The organism is Sphingomonas sp., assembly GCF_965200135.1.
Lineage (GTDB): Bacteria > Pseudomonadota > Alphaproteobacteria > Sphingomonadales > Sphingomonadaceae > Sphingomonas.
In genome coordinates this window covers 57,448-74,265 of sequence record NZ_CBDATK010000011.1, presented here as the reverse complement: position 1 = coordinate 74,265, position 16,818 = coordinate 57,448, and the positions used below count along the sequence as shown (strand labels likewise).

Here is a 16,818-nt window from a genome sequence, read left to right as displayed (position 1 = left end):
GGCGATCGGGACGACGACAATGCGTCGGCTGGTGACCGTGCCATCGCGATACACACTAACCGTCAGTGTTGATTACCAACATCTTAACGCGTAGGGGGCGTTCTCGATGCAAGATATTAGGGGTCGTATGAAAAAGATTGCTCTGGCTGCGGCCCTGCTCGGATCGGCGGTAAGCGCGCCTGCGGCCGCGCAGACATATTCGCTCGTCAACGATTTCGGCAACGCCGTCTTCCAGTACGGCACGGTAAATACCGCTACCAACGTCTTCACCCCGTTCGCGCAGTCGAACTGCAACGACATCGGCGTCAGCGGCCTCTGCTATCGCGGCAGCGACACCTATCAGGTCGAGTTTCAGCGCGATGCCGGCAATCTGTTGATCCACCCCGGTCCGAATGACGGACAGAACACCTTCCTGATGTTCGTGGCACCGCATGCCGGCAACTACACGTTCAACACCACGTTCAACCGCGGCGACTCCGGTGATGGCGTCGGCATCTTCACGTACAACAACCAGCAGGGCGGGTTGAACGCGGTCGGCACGCTCGACGCGGCGAACCCGACCTTCAGCTACAACGGTACGCAGTTCCTGAACGCTGGCCAGATCGTCGGCCTGGGCGTCGACCGGGGCGGCACCAACAACACTTACTTCAACGATTCGACTTTCCTCAGCGGCTCCATCGCCGGTGTGCCCGAGCCGGCGACCTGGGCGCTGATGATCCTCGGTTTCGGTGCGACCGGTGCCGCGATGCGCCGCCGCTCGGCCGTGCGGACCAGCATCCGCTACGCCTGAACGCGACCCGATCGTCGATCGGCAGAGGGCCGTCGCTCCATCCGAGCGGCGGCCTTCTTCGTTCCAGCTATCCGGCGCTTTACCGCGGCTCCAATGGGCTGCCGGTGCGGACTCCTTTGCTCGCCCGGCCGTCTCCGCCCCCCTTCCCCCTCCCCGCCCCCCTTGCTAAGGCCCGCTGAAATCCAGCTTTCATCCCGTGGACCGCGCCCCTTTCGGCCGCCCCGTTCGCGGACGGCACCCAGGAAGGATCGCCCATGACCGCCATCGGCCAGGACACGCTGAACGCCCGCACCACGCTTCAGGCCGGCGGCAAGTCCTACGACTATTACTCGCTCGCCAAGGCGGCGGAGAAATACGGCAGCATCGACCGCCTGCCCTTCTCGATGAAGGTGCTGCTGGAGAACATGCTCCGGTTCGAGGACGGCAAGACCGTGACCGGTGCCGACATCCAGGCGATCGTCGACTGGCAGGTCGAGCGCCGCTCCGACCGCGAGATCCAGTATCGCCCCGCGCGCGTGCTGATGCAGGACTTCACCGGCGTGCCCTGCGTCGTCGACTTGGCCGCGATGCGCGATGCGATCACCAAGCTCGGCGGCGACGCGGCGAAGATCAACCCGCAGGTGCCGGTCCATCTCGTGATCGATCACTCGGTGATGGTCGACGAGTTCGGCACGCCACAGGCCGCCGCGCAGAACGTCGACCTCGAATATCAGCGCAACATCGAGCGGTACGAGTTCCTGAAATGGGGGTCGAAGGCGCTGGACAATTTCCAGGTCGTGCCGCCCGGCACCGGCATCTGCCACCAGGTGAATCTGGAATATATCGGCCAGGCGGTGTGGTCGTCGCAGGCGGAAGACGGCGCGACGATCGCCTATCCCGATACGCTGGTCGGCACCGACAGCCACACGACGATGATCAACGGCCTGGGCGTGCTCGGCTGGGGCGTCGGCGGGATCGAGGCGGAGGCGGCGATGCTCGGCCAGCCGGTCAGCATGCTGATCCCCGAGGTCGTCGGCTTCAAGCTCACCGGCCAGCTGGCGGAGGGCATCACCGCCACCGACCTGGTGCTGACCGTGACCCAGATGCTGCGCGCGCGCGGCGTGGTCGGGCGGTTCGTCGAGTTCTACGGCCCCGGCCTCGACCACATGACGCTCGCCGATCGCGCGACGATCGCCAACATGGCACCCGAATACGGCGCCACCTGCGGCTTCTTCCCGATCGACGACCGCACGATGGATTACCTCAAGCTCACCGCGCGCCCGGCGGAGACGATCGCGCTGGTCGAGGCCTATGCCAAGGCGCAGGGGCTGTGGCGTCACGCCGACTCCCCCGATCCCGTCTTCACCGACACGCTGGAGCTGGACATGAGCTGCGTCGTGCCGTCGCTCGCCGGCCCCAAGCGCCCGCAGGATAAGGTCGCGCTCAGTTCGGTCGACGACGTCTTCAACGCCGACCTCGCCAAGGTCTATCACAAGGATCATGCCGAGCGTTGCTCGGTCGAGGGCCGCGACCACGACATCGGTGACGGCGACGTGGTGATCGCGGCGATCACCAGCTGCACCAACACCTCCAACCCAAGCGTGCTGGTCGCCGCCGGCCTCGTCGCCCGCAAGGCACGCGCGCTGGGCCTGACGCCCAAGCCGTGGGTGAAGACCTCGCTGGCGCCGGGATCGCAGGTGGTGACCGACTATCTCGACAAGGCGGGGCTGACCGCCGACCTCGACGCGATGGGCTTCAACCTGGTCGGCTATGGCTGCACGACCTGCATCGGCAATTCCGGGCCGCTGCCCGCGCCGATCTCGGCGGCGATCAACGAAAATGACCTCGTCGCCGCCTCCGTGCTGTCGGGCAACCGCAATTTCGAAGGCCGCGTGTCGCCGGACGTGCGCGCCAACTTCCTCGCCTCGCCGCCGCTGGTCGTCGCCTACGCGATCAAGGGCACCGTCACCGAGGACATGACCACCTCGCCGATCGGCCGCAACGACAATGGCGAGGACGTCTACCTCCGTGACATCTGGCCCTCGAACGAGGAGGTCGCCTCGGTGATGGCGGCGAACATCGACGCCGGCATGTTCGCGAACCGCTATGGCAACGTCTATCAGGGCGACCAGCACTGGAGCGGCATCGTCGTCGAGGGGTCCGACACCTACACCTGGCGCGCCGGGTCGACCTATATCGCCAACCCGCCCTATTTCGACGGGCTGGAGATGGAGCCGCGGCCGGTCACCGACATCCACGACGCCCGTGCGCTGGCGATCCTGGGCGACTCGATCACCACCGACCACATCTCGCCCGCCGGCTCGATCAAGGCGGACAGCCCCGCCGGCAGCTGGCTGCAGGAGCGGCAGGTGTCGCGCGCGGACTTCAACAGCTATGGCGCGCGCCGCGGCAACGACAACGTCATGGTCCGCGGCACCTTCGCCAACATCCGTATCCGCAACGAGATGGTGCCCGGCATCGAGGGCGGCATGACCCGTTACGGCACCGAAACGATCCCGATCTACGACGCCGCGATGCGCTACAAGGCGGACGGCGTGCCGCTGGTGATCGTCGCGGGGCTGGAATACGGCACCGGCTCGTCGCGCGACTGGGCGGCGAAGGGCACCAACCTGCTCGGCGTCCGCGCCGTGATCGCGGAGAGCTTCGAGCGCATCCACCGGTCCAACCTGGTCGGCATGGGCGTCCTGCCGCTGCAATTCGCCGAGGGCGTCACCCGCAAGACGCTGGAGCTGGACGGGTCGGAGACGTTTACGATCGACAACGTCGCAGGCTTGCGGCCGCGTCAGGAAGTCCAGGTCAAGTTGACCCGCGCCGATGGCCGCACCGAGACCTTCGCGACCCGCTGCCGGATCGATACCGTCAACGAGCTGGAATATTTCCTCAACGGCGGTATCCTTCAGTACGTGCTGCGAAAACTCGCCGCGTGATCGGCGCGGCGCTGCTGCTCGCCGCCGCGCCCGTCGCCGGTCACTGGCTGACCGCAGAGGGCAAGGCGGTGGTGGAGATCGCACGGTGCGGCCCCGCCATGTGCGGCCGAATCGTCCGCGTCCTCAAGCCGCGACCGGGCGGACCGGCGATCGACATCAACAACCCGGTCGTCGCGCATCGCAACCGCCCGATGGAGGGGCTGACGATCCTGACCGGCTTGCAACCGGGCGCGGACCGCTGGCGCGGGCAGGTCTACGATCCCGAGAGCGGCCGCACCTATCGCGCGGAACTGAGCCGCGCCGGCCGCAACCTGACCGTCAAGGGTTGCTGGGGGCCGTTCTGCCGCTCGCAGGCGTGGACGGCGATCGCCCGCTAAAGACCGGGGCGGCGACGGAGCGCCGCCCCGTAGTTCGGGGAGCGCCGCCGCGAAGGGGATTGCGACGACAATCTCATCATGGCCGTGGCATGTTACAAACGTGTGTCGCTCTGTGGCAGCTCAGACCGTAAAGCTCTCGCCACAACCACAGGCGCCTTTGGCGTTCGGGTTCTGGAACACGAAACCGGCGGCGAAATCGTCCTCGACCCAGTCCATGGTCGAGCCGATCAGGTACAGGATCGAGCCGCCGTCGACGAACAGCGTCCCGCCCGGCGTATCGATCCGCTCGTCGAACGCCTTGGCATCGGTCACATAGTCGACCGAATAGGCCAGCCCCGAACAGCCACGCCGCGGTGTCGACAGCTTGACGCCGATCGCGCCATCGGGCGCGCGCGCCATCAGGTCGGCGATCCGCGCATGCGCCGACGTGGTGAGGTTCAGCGCGGCGGGGCGTTCACGCAAGGTCGTCGCCATCACAGCATCCCCAGTTCGAGCCGTGCCTCGTCGGACATCTTGGCGGGGTCCCACGGCGGGTCCCAGACGAGGTTGACCTCGCAGGTCGCGATACCGGGGACAGCGGCGACACGCAGCTCGACCTCGGCGGGCATCGACTCGGCGACCGGGCAATGCGGGGTCGTCAGCGTCATCATCACGACCGCGTGGCCGTCCTCCGACACCTCGACGCCATAAATCAGCCCGAGTTCGTAGATGTTGACCGGGATCTCAGGGTCGTAGATTTCCTTGAGCGCGTCGATGACCTGCTCGTAGAGCTGCCCGCCGGGCTCGCCGCTCGTCTCCGCCTGCGGCTTTTGCGCGAGAAAACCCTCCAGGTAATCGCGCTTGCGGTCGAGCATCTCGGTCGCCGATTCGACGCGCACCTTGGGCGGCGACGGCACGTTCTCGACCTCTTCGACCTCGAAGCTCATCCGAAGATCCTCGTTACCCGTTCGATACCCGCGACCAGCGCCTCGATATCGGCCGGGCCGTTATACACACCGAAGCTCGCCCGCGCCGTCGCATCCACGCCCAGCGCCGCCATCAACGGCTGCGCGCAATGATGCCCGGCGCGGATCGCGACCTTCGCCTCGTCCAAGATGGTGCCGACGTCGTGCGGATGCACCCCCTCGATCGCGAAGGAGACGATGCCCGCCGAGTCCGCCGGCCCGAACAGCCGTACAGAATTGATCCGCCCCAGCGCCTCGCGGGCCTGCGCCACCAGCGTGGTCTCGTGCGCGTGGATGCGGTCGAGCCCGATGCCCTCGACATAGTCGATCGCCGCCGCGAGCCCCAGCGCGCCGACGATGTGCGGCGTCCCCGCCTCGAACCGCGCGGGCGCGGGCGCATAGGTGGTGCGCTCGAACGACACCCGATCGATCATCGCGCCCCCGCCCTGCCACGGCGGCATCGCGTCGAGCAGGTCGGGCCGTGCCCACAGGCAACCGATCCCGGTCGGCCCGTACAGCTTGTGCCCCGAGAACACGTAGAAATCGCAGTCGAGCGCCGCGACGTCGACCGGCAACCGCGGCACCGCCTGGCACCCGTCGAGCAACAGCTTCGCGCCGACACGGTGCGCCATATCCGCGGCGCGGTGCGCGTCGAGCACCGAGCCGAGCACGTTGGAGACGTGCGCCAGCGCCACCAGTTTGTGCCGCTCGGTCAGCATCGCCTCGGCCGCGTCGAGATCGATGCGGCCGTCGGCGGTCAGCGGCGCGACGTCGATCGCCACGCCCAGCCGCTCGGCGACGAGCTGCCACGGCACAATGTTGCTGTGGTGCTCCAGCATCGACAGCAGGATGCGATCGCCCACCTTCAGATGCGTCGCCGCCCAGCTCTGCGCGACCAGATTGATCGCCTCGGTCGCGCCACGCACGAAGACGATCTCGTCCGCCGACCCCGCCCCGACGAAGTCCGCCACCCGCCGCCGCGCCGCCTCATAGGCCAGCGTCATGTCCGCCGAGCGGGCATATACGCCGCGATGCACGGTGGCATAGGTGGTGTCGTAGGCGCGCGTGATCGCGTCGATCACCGGCTGCGGCTTCTGCGCGGTCGCGGCAGTGTCGAGATACGCCCAGCCCGGCGGGATGGCGGGGAAGTCGGCGACCACGTCGAGCGGCGCCAGATCCTCCCCGTTCACCGGGAGGGGGCGGCCGCGAAGCGGCTGACGGAGGGGGCTCGCCGCGGGCGACATCGCCTGCGGCTCGCCCGTTCCGTCGCCTTCCCTGCCCCGGCCGGGGAGGACTTGCGCGACCTCATTCACAGCACCCGCTCCAGCCACGCATCCGCATCCGCCTCGAACGCCTCGCGCACCGTCTCGTCACCGATCCGCCCCAGTGCATCAGCCACGAACGCGCGCGTCATCAGCGCCTGCGCGCGCGGGCGCGGAATGCCGCGCGTCTCCATGTAGAACAGCGCGCGCGCGTCCAGTTCGCCGACCGTCGCACCGTGCGCGCACTTCACGTCGTCGGCGAAGATCTCCAGCTCGGGCTTCAGGTTCACCGTCGCGGTGCGATGCAGCAGCAGGCCGCGCAGCGACTGCTCGCCATCGGTCTTCTGTGCGTGGCGGGCGACCTCGACCGCGGCGGCGAGGCTCGCCTGGCTGCGGCCAGCGGCGACCGCGCGCCACAGCTGGTGCGACTGGCCGTTGGGTTCGGCATGGCGAATGCGGACGGCGCACTCCTGGCGCTGCGCGTCGGCGGTCAGCAGCGCGCCGCCGACCTCCGCATAGCCGCCCTCGCCGACCGTCACCTGCGCGTCGTAGCGCGACCCCGCCGCGCCCGCGCCGAGCGTGACGTTGACCAGGCTCGCACCCGCGCCGAGCGCCGCCTCGTCACGCAAGCTGACGAAGCCCGCGTCCTGGATCAGCCGCACCGACCGCTGCAACCGCGCCGCCCTGCCGAGCGTGATCCGCGTCGCGCGGTTCGCCCAGCCGGCCCCGACGAAGGTCTCGACGACCCGTGCGACCGCATCGTCGCCGAGCACGATCGCGGCAGGGAGGTGGTTCTCCTTGCCCGTGGCGACATGGACCACCTGTATCGGATCGGCGGCGGCATCGCGGTCCAGCCGCAGCGCCCAGCCGGTGCCGCGCGCATGCTTCCCGAGCGCGTGGTCGCCGGGCGCGATCTGCTCGATCGCGATCCGCTCGACGCGGCTGTGCGCGGTGTCGAGCACGCCGTCGACGAACAACAGCCGGTCGCCCGGCAGCTCCAGCCACTCGTGCCGCGCGGCGGCCACTGGCGCCAGCGCGGCGGCGGCGGACAACGCGCCGAGGTCCGCCCATCGCCACGCCTCCGCGCGGGTGGAGGGGAGTTCGAGCAGGCTCACGAAATCCTCCCCGCCCGCGGGGAGGTGGCAGGCGCACAGCGACTGACGGAGGGGGCCGTCCACCGGCACCTACGCTCGTGGAGAGTCCCCTCCACCAGCTGCGCCGGCGCCCCCCCCTGTGCCGGAGAGGACATCACGCCGCCACCTCGGCCCCGATCTCGGCATACCCCTCACGCTCAAGCTGGTGCGCCAGTTCGGGGCCGCCGGACCGCGTGATGCGGCCCTCCGCCAGGACATGGACGAAGTCGGGCTTCACGTAATCCAGCAGCCGCTGGTAATGCGTGATGAGGATCACCGCCTTGTCCGGCCGGCGCATGATGCGGTTGATGCCGTCGCCGACGACGCGGAGCGCATCGATGTCGAGGCCGCTGTCGGTCTCGTCCAGGATCGCGAGGCGCGGGTCGATCAGCCCCATCTGGACCATCTCGTTGCGCTTCTTCTCGCCGCCGGAGAAGCCGACGTTGACGGGGCGCTTGAGCATCTCCTGCGGCAACGCGAGCGCATCCGCCTGCGCGCGCGCAAGCTTCAGGAACTCGGCCCCCGATAACGGCTTCTCGTCGCGGCTCGCGCGCTGCGCGTTGAGCGCTTCGCGCAGGAACTGGACGTTGGACACGCCGGGGATCTCGACTGGATACTGGAAGCCCAGGAACAGCCCGGCCGCGGCCCGCTCGTGCGGGTCGAGTCCCAACAGATCGATCCAGCCTTCTTCGTCACCCCGGCCTTGATCCGGGGTGACGGAGGTCGGGCGGAAAATTACCGACCCTTGGGTCACCTCATATCCCGGTCGCCCACCGAGCACATAGCCGAGCGTCGACTTGCCCGCGCCGTTCGGCCCCATGATCGCATGCACCTCGCCCGCGTTGACGCTGAGCGACAACCCCTTCAGGATTTGCTTGCCGTCGATCTCGGCGTGGAGATTTTCAATCTTAAGCATCAGTTTCTCAGTTCGGAAATGATCTGCCGGATTTCGCCGGTGTCGATGAGCCCCTCGCTCTGAACTGCCAAGCGTTGGCGGTACGGCTCCAGTTCGGGTTCTGCCTTGGTCGAAGTGAAGTCGTCCCACTCGTAGTCGCCGCAGTTTGGAGCGTCGCCGACGAACCGCTCCAGCATGTCCGCGAGTTCGAGCTTGCTCACCCCACGCTCCCCTCAAGCGAAATCCCCAACAGCTTCTGCGCCTCGACCGCGAACTCCATCGGCAGCTGCTGCAGCACCTCGCGCGCGAAGCCGTTGACGATCAGCGCCACCGCCGCCTCCGCGTCCAGCCCGCGCGACATGGCGTAGAACAGCTGGTCCTCGCTGATCTTGCTCGTCGTCGCCTCATGCTCGATCTGCGCGCTCGGATTGCGGACCTCGATATACGGCACGGTATGCGCGCCGCACTGGTCGCCGAGCAGCAACGAGTCGCACTGGGTGAAGTTACGCACGCCCTCCGCGGTCGGCGCGACGCGCACCAGCCCGCGATAAGTGTTGTCGGACCGCCCCGCGCTGATCCCCTTCGACACGATCGTCGAGCGCGATCCCTTGCCGAGGTGGATCATCTTGGTGCCGGTATCGGCCTGCTGGCGATTGTTCGTCACCGCGACCGAATAGAACTCGCCGACGCTGTTCTCGCCCGCCAGCACGCAGGACGGATATTTCCAGGTGATCGCGGAGCCGGTCTCGACCTGCGTCCACGCCACTTTGCTGTTCTTGCCCTGACACAGCGCGCGCTTGGTGACGAAGTTATAGATGCCGCCGACGCCGTTCTCGTCGCCGGGATACCAGTTCTGGACGGTCGAATATTTGATTTCGGCGTCGTCCATCGCGACCAGCTCGACCACCGCCGCGTGCAGCTGGTTCTCGTCGCGCATCGGCGCGGTACAGCCCTCCAGATAGGAGACGTAACTGCCCTTGTCGGCGACGATCAGCGTGCGCTCGAACTGGCCGGTATTCTCCGCGTTGATGCGGAAATAGGTCGACAGTTCCATCGGACAGCGCACGCCTTCCGGAATGTAGACGAAGGTCCCGTCGGAGAAGACCGCGCTGTTGAGCGTCGCGAAATAGTTGTCATGCTGCGGCACCACCTTGCCCAGCCACTTGCGGACGAGGTCGGGATACTCTTTGATCGCCTCCGAGATGCTGCGGAAGATGACGCCGGCGGCCTCCAGCTCCTTGCGAAAGGTAGTGGCGACGCTGACGCTGTCGAACACGGCGTCCACCGCGACGCGGCGCTTGGGCGTGCCGTCCTCGTTGATCTCTTCCACCCCCGCGAGCATCTTCTGCTCGGCGATCGGGATGCCGAGCTTTTCATAGACGCGCAGGATTTCGGGATCGACCTCGTCCAGACTGCCCAGCTTCGGCTTCGCCTTGGGCTCGGCGTAATAATAGGCGTCCTGATAGTCGATCGGCGGGATGTTGAGCTTCGCCCAGTCGGGCGACGGCATCGTCAGCCACTTGGCATACGCCTTCAGCCGCCAGTCGAGCATCCACTGCGGCTCGTTCTTCTTGGCGGAGATGTAACGGACGGTGTCCTCGCTCAGCCCCTTGGGCGCGAAGTCCTGCTCGATGTCGGACGAAAAGCCCCATTCATAGGTCTTGGCGACGGCCGCATAGGCTTCGGCGTTCTTGGTAGCCATCAGGCGTCCAATCTCATTTCGTTCAAACCGGGCGTGGTCGAGGCAGCCGCCCCGACGCCCGAGGGTCCCTCGCCGTCGCGGCGGACGAACGGGGGCATCGCCAGCTGCATCAAGGAGACGCCGGCGAGCGCGCCACGGATGGCGCCGTTGACGACGCCCCAATGCGGCTTGACCGCGCAATGGCCGTCCAGCGCGCAGTCGTGACGGTCCTCGTCGACGCAGGTGGTCATCGCGATCGGCCCTTCGACCGCCTCGACGATATCGGCGAGGCTGATCGCGGCGGCGGGCCGGGCGAGCCGGAACCCGCCCCCGGCACCGCGCGCACTCTCGATCAGCCCGGCGGTGGCTAGCCGCCCGACAAGCTTCTGCGCGGTCGGCAACGGCACACCCGTCTCCTCCGCGAGCGCGGTCGCATTAAGGCGCGCCGTTCCGCAGTGGCGCGCGGCGGCGGCCATCAACACGACGGCATAGTCGGCAAGGCTGGAAAGACGCATCGTTGCGAGCAATTCTCAAATCGGACTAATTCGGTCCGATTGCAGATGGCGATGCTGCGGCGCGGCGTCAACCGCTTGCGACGTCAGGTTTCCGACACCATCCGCGGCACCAGCCCGACCAGCGCGCGGCGATGCTCGATCGTGATCCGCGCCAGATCGCCCGGCGTCCTCATCCCACGCGGAGTGAGCCCCGTGAACTCCTTGACCTCGCGGATCATGTGGCTCTGATCGTAAAAGCCTTCCACCTCCTCGCTGCCCGAGGCGAGCTGGACCGCTGCGCGCAGAGCCCGGTATTTCCGTGCGAGCAGCTTAGGCGGCGCACCGTACAGCGCATTGCAGCGGCGCTCCACCTGCCGGCGCGACAGCCGGGTCGCCTCTACCAGCGCTTCCAGCACGGGCGACGCATCGCCGGCGAGCCAGTCGTCGACGGCGCGGACGAACGCCAGCGTCCCCGGATCGCCGCCATGCAGCAGCCGCCGGACGAACGGCTCTACCGCCGCCGTCATCGCCGCCGCGCCGCCGTCGGCGCGCAGCTGGATCGCCGCCTCCGCCATGCCGTCGCCGAACAGCGTCACGGCGTCGGTCACGGTGTCGGCCAGCGCCGACGCGTCCGACCGCAACAGCGCCGCCCAGCCGACCGGGGTCAGGCCCATGCCGAATCCGAACACCGGCCCCTCGACGCACATCCGCGTCGCGCCGGTGGTCGGGCCGAGCAGATGATAGGGGGGCGCCTCCTGTTCGCGACCGTCGGCGAAGTGATACCAGGCCCGCCCCGACGTCAATTGCCAGCGCACCTGCGCGATCTGCGCGCGTTCCAGCTCGTCGAATTTGATCGGCGCCGGCACCCTGAACCGATAGAAGGTCGTGACATAGGGCTGCAGGTCCGCCGGCGGCAGCACGTAATCCAGCTCGACTTCGGCCATGCGACTCATCCCCTGTTCCCGCGCGCCGTGTATCGTCTCGGAGCCGGAACGAAAAGCGGCCCGGCCGCACGAGGCAGCCGGGCCGTTGAGGTAGGGCGGACAAGCCGCCCTTGGGTCGCAGCTTTTGTTAAGCAGGCCGCGACAGGCGCGTATTGGACAAAAGCGACCATGCCCGATTTTTTGACGCGGACGGGTGTGGGTGCGAAAGCCGAGGCGATGTCCTTTCCCTTTCGCCGCATCCTGTGGAGCCTCGACGCCGAGCGCGCGCACGCGCTGACGCTGACCGGCCTGCGTCGCTGGGCGGCGGTGGGCGCGCCGCTCGGGGCGGCGGCCGATCGCTTTTCGCGGCTGGCGATCGACGTCGCCGGGCTTCGCTTCGCCAACCCGCTCGGCATCGCGGCCGGACTGGACAAGGACGGGCGCGCGGTTGGCGGGCTGTTCGCGCTCGGCGTCGGCGCGGTCGAGGTGGGAACGCTCACCCCCCTGCCCCAGCCGGGCAATCCGCGACCGCGGCTGTTCCGGCTGCCGGGCGACGAGGGCGTCATCAACCGGATGGGGTTCAACAACGGCGGCCTCGCCGCTGCCCTCGCGCGCCTCCCGGCGAACCGCGCGGGCGTGCTGGGCGTCAACGTCGGCGCCAACAAGGACGCCGCCGACCGCGTCGCCGATTACGTCGCGGGGGTGACCGCCGCCGCGCCGCGCGCGGATTACGTCACGATCAACATCAGCTCGCCCAACACGCCGGGCCTGCGCGACCTGCAACATGATCAGGCGTTGCGCGACCTGCTCGCCGCCTGCATCGCCGCGCGCGGCACCACGCCCTTGTTCCTGAAGGTCGCGCCGGACCTCGATCCGGCGCAGGTCGACGACATCGCCCGCGCCGCGCTCGACGCGCGCATCGACGCGCTGATCGTCGGCAACACCACGGTGTCGCGGCCGCCGCTGCGCTCGTCGAACGCGAGCGAAACCGGCGGCCTGTCGGGCGCCCCGCTGGCGCCGCTCGCCCGGACGCGACTCGCCGATTTCCGCACCGCGACCGGGGGGGCGCTGCCGCTGATCGCCGCCGGCGGCATCGGCTCGGGGGCGGAAGCCTATGCCCGCATCCGCGCGGGTGCGAGCCTGGTCCAGCTCTACACCGCGCTCGTCTTCGGCGGCCCGGCGCTGCCCGCGCGCATCCTCGCCGACCTCGACGCCTGCCTGGCACGCGACGGTGTCGCGCAGGTCGCGGACGCGGTCGGCGCCGGTTGACGTTGCGTCGCGCGCGCTTACGGTCGCCGGCGATGAAGAAACTGCTCCTCCTCGCGCTCGCTCTCCCCCTGTCGATATCGAGCGTCGAGGCGCGCCGCGCCCCCACGCCCGTCCCCACCGGCACCGTCAGCGCGGCCGATCCGCGCGCGGCGGCGGCGGGCATCGAGATCCTGCGCGCGGGCGGCACCGCCACCGACGCCGCGATCGCGACGATGCTCGCGCTCAACGTCGTCGAACCGCAAAGCTCCGGCATCGGCGGCGGTAGCTTCTGGGTCAGCCATGCCGCGAACGGCGGCGTATCGACGATCGACGCGCGCGAAGCCGCCCCGGCGGCGGCGAACGAGCGATGGTTCTACGGCCCCGACGGCAAGCCGCTGTCGCATGGCGACGCGGTGCCCGGCGGTCGCAGCGTCGGTGTCCCCGGCGTGCTGCGCGGCATGGCGCTGGCGCATCGTCAGTCGGGACGGCTGCCCTGGGCCACGCTGTTCGCCCCCGCGATCCGGTTGGCGCGGCAGGGCTGGATCGTCTCGCCGCGTTTCGTCGGCGGGCTCGCCAGCTATGGCGACCACATCACGCTGGAAACCCGCTCGCTGTTCAGCGGTCCCGGCGGACGGCCGCTACGCGCCGGCGACCGGCTGACCAACCCCGCCCAAGCCGCGCTGCTGGAACGGATCGCGCGCCTCGGCCCCGACAGCTTCTACGTCGGCCCGCAGGCGACGCGGCTGGTCCAGACCGTCAATGGCGCCGCGCGCAACCCGTCGCGGATGACGGCGGGCGATCTCGCCAGCTATCAGGCGAAGCCGCGCCCGCCGGTCTGCGTCCAGTACCGCGTCTACAAGGTCTGCGGCATGGGGCCGCCGTCGTCGGGCGGGATCACCGTGATGATGATCCTCAAACAGCTCGAACGCTTCGACATGACCGCGCTCGGCCGCACCAATCCGGTCAGCTGGCACCTGTTCGCCGAGTCTTCGCGCCTCGCCTATGCCGACCGCGACCTCTATGTCGGCGATCCCGATTACGTCCGCGTGCCCGTCGCCGGGCTGCTCGACCCCGCCTATCTCGCCGGCCGTTCGGCGCTGATCTCGCCCAGTCGCGCGCTCGGCACCTACCCCGCCGGGACGCCCACCGGCGCGCCGGCGCGGGTGCGTGCGGCGCCACAGGAAGTGCCCGGCACTACCGATCTCGCCGTCGCAGATGCGCGCGGCAACGTCGTCGAGGTGACGACGACGGTGGAGGGCGTGTTCGGCTCCGGCCTGTCGATCGACGGCACGGTGCTCAACAACGAGCTGACCGACTTCGACATCGTGCCCGCGCGCGACGGTTATCTCGTCGCCAACCGGGTGGAGGGCGGCAAGCGCCCGCGCTCGTCGATGGCGCCGACGATCGTCTACGGCCCCGACGGCACCGTGCGCCTCGCGATCGGCGCGGCGGGCGGGCCGACCATCATCGCGCAGATCGCCAAGGCGCTGGTCGGCGTGCTCGACTGGCACATGACCGCGCAGGACGCGATCGCGATGGGGCTGATCTTCGCGCCCGGCGAGAACGCGGTGGTCGAGCAGGGCACCGACGTCGACGCGATGCTGCCCGCGTTGCGCGCGCTGGGCGGCAGATATGTCAGCGCGCCGCTCGGCCTCAAGGCGAACGCGGTCGAGCGGGTGAACGGCCGCTGGGTCGGTGCCGCCGATCCGCGCAGCGAAGGCGTGTCGATGGACACCAGCGGCCGCGTCGTCGCGCCGGTCCGCGTCGGGGTCAGACCGGGACAACCGCCGGAGTGAGCAGGTCGGGCGAGCCCAACAGGGCCGCGCAAGGAGAGCGAATGCAGCGGTTCGAACACTTCCCCAATCTCGTCGCCATGTTCCTCGCGCGTGCGGACGCCAAGGGCGACGCGCCCTTCCTGTGGGCGAAGCGGGATGGCGCCTGGCAACCGACCAGCTGGGCCGAGGCCGCGCGTCAGGTCGCCAGCCTCGCCGCCGCGCTGAAGGCGCTGGGGATGAAGCCCGGCGACCGGGTGATGCTGGTCAGTGAGAACCGCCCCGAATGGTGCATCGCCGACCTCGCGATCATGGCGGCGGGCTGCGTCACCGTGCCGACCTACACCACCAACACCGAACGCGATCACCAGCACATCCTGGAGAACTCGGGCGCCTGCGCGGTGATCGTCTCCACCGCGAAGCTGGCGAAGACGCTGATGCCCGCGGTGCTCAAGTCCAACCAGGGCCAGCTCGTCATCGGCATGGAGGAGATGCGCTTCCCGGCCACCGTCGAGAACCACCTCTGGCACAAGCTGATCGCCGATCACGCCTGCGGGCCGGAGACGATCGCCGCGATCGCCAGCCGCGACGACCTGGCGTGCATCATCTACACCAGCGGCACCGGCGGCGCGCCGCGCGGGGTGATGCAGCACCATGGCGCGATCCTGCACAACGTCGCCGGCTGCACCGCCGTCATCGCCGAGGACTTCGGCATTTCGGACCCGGAGATCTTCCTCTCCTTCCTCCCGCTCAGCCACGCCTACGAACATACCGGCGGCCAGTTCTTCCCGATCGGCGTCGGCGGCGAGATCTATTACGCCGAAGGCATGGAGAAGCTGGCGGCGAACATGGAGGAGTGCCGCCCGACGCTGATGTTCGTCGTCCCCCGCCTGTTCGAGGTGCTGCACCAGCGGATCGGCAAGGCGATCGAAAAGCAGGGCGGGCTGCCCAAGCGGCTGCTCGCCAGCGCGCTGGAGATCGGGCGACGCGAGTACGAGGGTAGCTTGCGCTGGACCGACCGGCCGATGAAACTGGTCGTCGACCGGCTGTTCAAGCCCAAGATCGCCAAGCGCTTCGGCGGGCGGATGAAGGCGATGGTGTCGGGCGGCGCGCCGCTGACGCCGGAGGTCGGCATCTTCTTCCACTCGGTCGGCGTCACGCTGTTGCAGGGCTATGGCCAGACCGAGGCGGCGCCGGTCATCTCGTGCAACCGCCCGGCGGCGGGCATCCGCATGGACACCGTCGGCCCCGCGCTCAAAGACACCGAGATCCGCATCGCCGACGACGGCGAGATCATGGTGCGCGGCGAACTCGTCATGCACGGCTATTGGCGCAACGACGCCGAGACGGCGCGGGTTTTGCAAGCCTACGGGCGCGAGCCCGGCACTAGGCCCTGGCTCCACACCGGCGACATCGGCGAGATCGACGACCACGGCCGGATCAGGATCACCGACCGCAAGAAGGACCTCATCATCAACGACAAGGGCGACAACGTCGCGCCCCAGAAGGTCGAGGGGATGCTGACCCTCCAGCCGGAGATCGTCCAGGCGATGATCCACGGCGATCGCCGCCCCTACATGGTCGCATTGCTGGTCCCCGATCCCGACTGGGTCCAGCAATGGTGCGCGGCCAACGGCGCGCAATGCGACTTCGCGCGGCTGGGCGAGAACGGCCCCTTCCGCCAGGCGCTCGGCTTGGCGGTGGAACGGGTCAACAAGGACCTGTCGGTGACCGAACGCATCCGCCGCTTCATCCTGGCCGACGCCCCGTTCGCGATCGACAACGAACAGCTGACGCCGAGCCTGAAGATCAGGCGGCATGTGATCCGGGGTGTCTACGGCGAGCGGCTGGAGGGGCTGTACAAGCAATAATCACCTCCCCCGCTTTGCGGGGGAGGGGGACCGCCGCGCAGAGCGCGGTGGTGGAGGGGGCCAACGGTGCGGCACGGCGGCAAGGCTGAGGTCACGAAAAGATCGCGCGACTTACGCAAGGTCATGTCGCCGACGGAAGTGCGCCTATGGAACGTCCTTCGCCGCAACCGGGAACTCCACGTTCGCAAGCAGCATCCTTGCGGCGCCTTCACCCTCGACTTCTTCGTCGCCTCACGAGGGTTGGTCATCGAGGTGGACGGCGAGTCGCACAATCGCGGCGACCGGCCGGAACGCGACATTGCCCGCGATGCATGGCTCGCGAGCCAAGGGTTAACGACGCTGCGAATTCCGGCGATCGAGGTACTCAGGAACCTCGACGGGGTGCTCACCCAAATCCTTACCGCCGCGTCGCTCCCCCTCCACCACCGGCCTACCGCCGGCGGTCCCCCTCCCCCGCAAAGCGGGGGAGGTAGATAGGGGAAGCACTTCCCTCCCACGCTA

16 protein-coding genes are annotated in these 16,818 nt (G+C 68.7%); 7 read left to right on the top strand and 9 right to left on the bottom strand.

Annotation, left to right across the window (positions count from 1 at the left end):
• Nucleotides 1-127 precede the first annotated feature (127 nt).
• From ACOFKS_RS13465 to ACOFKS_RS13455, 3 genes are all read left to right on the top strand, one after another.
• Nucleotides 128-790, top strand: coding sequence for a PEPxxWA-CTERM sorting domain-containing protein (locus ACOFKS_RS13465; protein WP_419809769.1), 663 nt, complete (start codon nt 128-130; stop codon nt 788-790).
• 254 nt (nt 791-1,044) lie between these two features.
• Nucleotides 1,045-3,717, top strand: a complete 2,673-nt coding sequence (gene acnA / locus ACOFKS_RS13460; protein WP_419809768.1) for an aconitate hydratase AcnA — start codon at nt 1,045-1,047, stop codon at nt 3,715-3,717.
• Nucleotides 3,714-4,094 carry a DUF2147 domain-containing protein gene (locus ACOFKS_RS13455; RefSeq protein WP_419809767.1) on the top strand — a complete coding sequence of 127 codons (381 nt, stop codon included), beginning with the start codon at nt 3,714-3,716 and terminating at the stop codon, nt 4,092-4,094. Before acnA ends, ACOFKS_RS13455 begins: the two co-directional genes overlap by 4 nt.
• A gap of 120 nt (nt 4,095-4,214) precedes the next feature.
• Here ACOFKS_RS13455 and ACOFKS_RS13450 read toward each other — a convergent pair whose 3' ends face one another.
• The 9 genes from ACOFKS_RS13450 to ACOFKS_RS13410 form a co-directional block, all read right to left on the bottom strand.
• Nucleotides 4,215-4,568 (bottom strand): HesB/IscA family protein, encoded by a 354-nt coding sequence (locus tag ACOFKS_RS13450; protein WP_419809766.1) that lies wholly within the window; start codon nt 4,566-4,568, stop codon nt 4,215-4,217.
• On the bottom strand, nt 4,568-5,020 hold the full coding sequence (locus ACOFKS_RS13445) for an SUF system Fe-S cluster assembly protein (protein WP_419809765.1): 453 nt from the start codon (nt 5,018-5,020) through the stop codon (nt 4,568-4,570). The genes ACOFKS_RS13450 and ACOFKS_RS13445 overlap by 1 nt, the downstream gene beginning before the upstream one ends.
• Nucleotides 5,017-6,351, bottom strand: a complete 1,335-nt coding sequence (locus ACOFKS_RS13440) for an aminotransferase class V-fold PLP-dependent enzyme (protein ID WP_419809764.1) — start codon at nt 6,349-6,351, stop codon at nt 5,017-5,019. The genes ACOFKS_RS13445 and ACOFKS_RS13440 overlap by 4 nt, the downstream gene beginning before the upstream one ends.
• Nucleotides 6,348-7,415, bottom strand: a complete 1,068-nt coding sequence (locus tag ACOFKS_RS13435) for a SufD family Fe-S cluster assembly protein (protein ID WP_419809793.1) — start codon at nt 7,413-7,415, stop codon at nt 6,348-6,350. Before ACOFKS_RS13435 ends, ACOFKS_RS13440 begins: the two co-directional genes overlap by 4 nt.
• A gap of 133 nt (nt 7,416-7,548) precedes the next feature.
• Nucleotides 7,549-8,349, bottom strand: coding sequence for a Fe-S cluster assembly ATPase SufC (gene sufC / locus ACOFKS_RS13430; RefSeq protein ID WP_419809763.1), 801 nt, complete (start codon nt 8,347-8,349; stop codon nt 7,549-7,551).
• A complete protein-coding gene (locus tag ACOFKS_RS13425) occupies nt 8,349-8,549 on the bottom strand; it encodes a hypothetical protein (RefSeq protein ID WP_419809762.1) in 201 nt (66 codons plus the stop codon). Before ACOFKS_RS13425 ends, sufC begins: the two co-directional genes overlap by 1 nt.
• Nucleotides 8,546-10,030: a Fe-S cluster assembly protein SufB gene (gene sufB, locus ACOFKS_RS13420; protein WP_419809761.1), complete on the bottom strand. Its 1,485-nt coding sequence runs from the start codon at nt 10,028-10,030 to the stop codon at nt 8,546-8,548. The genes ACOFKS_RS13425 and sufB overlap by 4 nt, the downstream gene beginning before the upstream one ends.
• Complete coding sequence (locus ACOFKS_RS13415; protein ID WP_419809760.1) at nt 10,030-10,524, bottom strand: SUF system Fe-S cluster assembly regulator; 495 nt, start codon at nt 10,522-10,524, stop codon at nt 10,030-10,032. The genes sufB and ACOFKS_RS13415 overlap by 1 nt, the downstream gene beginning before the upstream one ends.
• Before the next feature lie 83 nt (nt 10,525-10,607).
• Nucleotides 10,608-11,447 (bottom strand): helix-turn-helix domain-containing protein, encoded by an 840-nt coding sequence (locus ACOFKS_RS13410; protein WP_419809759.1) that lies wholly within the window; start codon nt 11,445-11,447, stop codon nt 10,608-10,610.
• A 216-nt stretch (nt 11,448-11,663) separates the two neighbouring features.
• On the opposite strand from ACOFKS_RS13410, the gene ACOFKS_RS13405 reads away from it, so the two are divergent.
• The 4 genes from ACOFKS_RS13405 to ACOFKS_RS13390 all read left to right on the top strand — a co-directional run bounded on the left by ACOFKS_RS13405 (nt 11,664) and on the right by ACOFKS_RS13390 (nt 16,794).
• Nucleotides 11,664-12,695 carry a quinone-dependent dihydroorotate dehydrogenase gene (locus ACOFKS_RS13405; RefSeq protein WP_419809758.1) on the top strand — a complete coding sequence of 344 codons (1,032 nt, stop codon included), beginning with the start codon at nt 11,664-11,666 and terminating at the stop codon, nt 12,693-12,695.
• A 32-nt stretch (nt 12,696-12,727) separates the two neighbouring features.
• Nucleotides 12,728-14,470, top strand: coding sequence for a gamma-glutamyltransferase (ggt, locus tag ACOFKS_RS13400; RefSeq protein ID WP_419809757.1), 1,743 nt, complete (start codon nt 12,728-12,730; stop codon nt 14,468-14,470).
• A 41-nt stretch (nt 14,471-14,511) separates the two neighbouring features.
• Entirely contained in the window at nt 14,512-16,317 is a 1,806-nt protein-coding gene (locus tag ACOFKS_RS13395) for an AMP-dependent synthetase/ligase (RefSeq protein WP_419809756.1), read from the top strand.
• Nucleotides 16,318-16,383: 66 nt separating this feature from the next.
• A complete protein-coding gene (locus tag ACOFKS_RS13390) occupies nt 16,384-16,794 on the top strand; it encodes an endonuclease domain-containing protein (protein ID WP_419809755.1) in 411 nt (136 codons plus the stop codon).
• The last annotated feature ends 24 nt before the right edge of the window (nt 16,795-16,818 follow it).

Bases quoted from the DNA above. Each gene is read 5' to 3' on its own strand.
- ggt (WP_419809757.1), top strand. From the start codon at position 12,728: ATGAAGAAACTGCTCCTCCTCGCGCTCGCTCTCCCCCTGTCGATATCG.
- sufB (WP_419809761.1), bottom strand. From the start codon at position 10,030: ATGGCTACCAAGAACGCCGAAGCCTATGCGGCCGTCGCCAAGACCTAT.
- ACOFKS_RS13465 (WP_419809769.1), top strand. From the start codon at position 128: ATGAAAAAGATTGCTCTGGCTGCGGCCCTGCTCGGATCGGCGGTAAGC.
- ACOFKS_RS13450 (WP_419809766.1), bottom strand. From the start codon at position 4,568: ATGGCGACGACCTTGCGTGAACGCCCCGCCGCGCTGAACCTCACCACG.
- ACOFKS_RS13395 (WP_419809756.1), top strand. From the start codon at position 14,512: ATGCAGCGGTTCGAACACTTCCCCAATCTCGTCGCCATGTTCCTCGCG.
- ACOFKS_RS13445 (WP_419809765.1), bottom strand. From the start codon at position 5,020: ATGAGCTTCGAGGTCGAAGAGGTCGAGAACGTGCCGTCGCCGCCCAAG.
- acnA (WP_419809768.1), top strand. From the start codon at position 1,045: ATGACCGCCATCGGCCAGGACACGCTGAACGCCCGCACCACGCTTCAG.
- ACOFKS_RS13415 (WP_419809760.1), bottom strand. From the start codon at position 10,524: ATGCGTCTTTCCAGCCTTGCCGACTATGCCGTCGTGTTGATGGCCGCC.
- ACOFKS_RS13410 (WP_419809759.1), bottom strand. From the start codon at position 11,447: ATGGCCGAAGTCGAGCTGGATTACGTGCTGCCGCCGGCGGACCTGCAG.
- sufC (WP_419809763.1), bottom strand. From the start codon at position 8,349: ATGCTTAAGATTGAAAATCTCCACGCCGAGATCGACGGCAAGCAAATC.
- ACOFKS_RS13405 (WP_419809758.1), top strand. From the start codon at position 11,664: ATGTCCTTTCCCTTTCGCCGCATCCTGTGGAGCCTCGACGCCGAGCGC.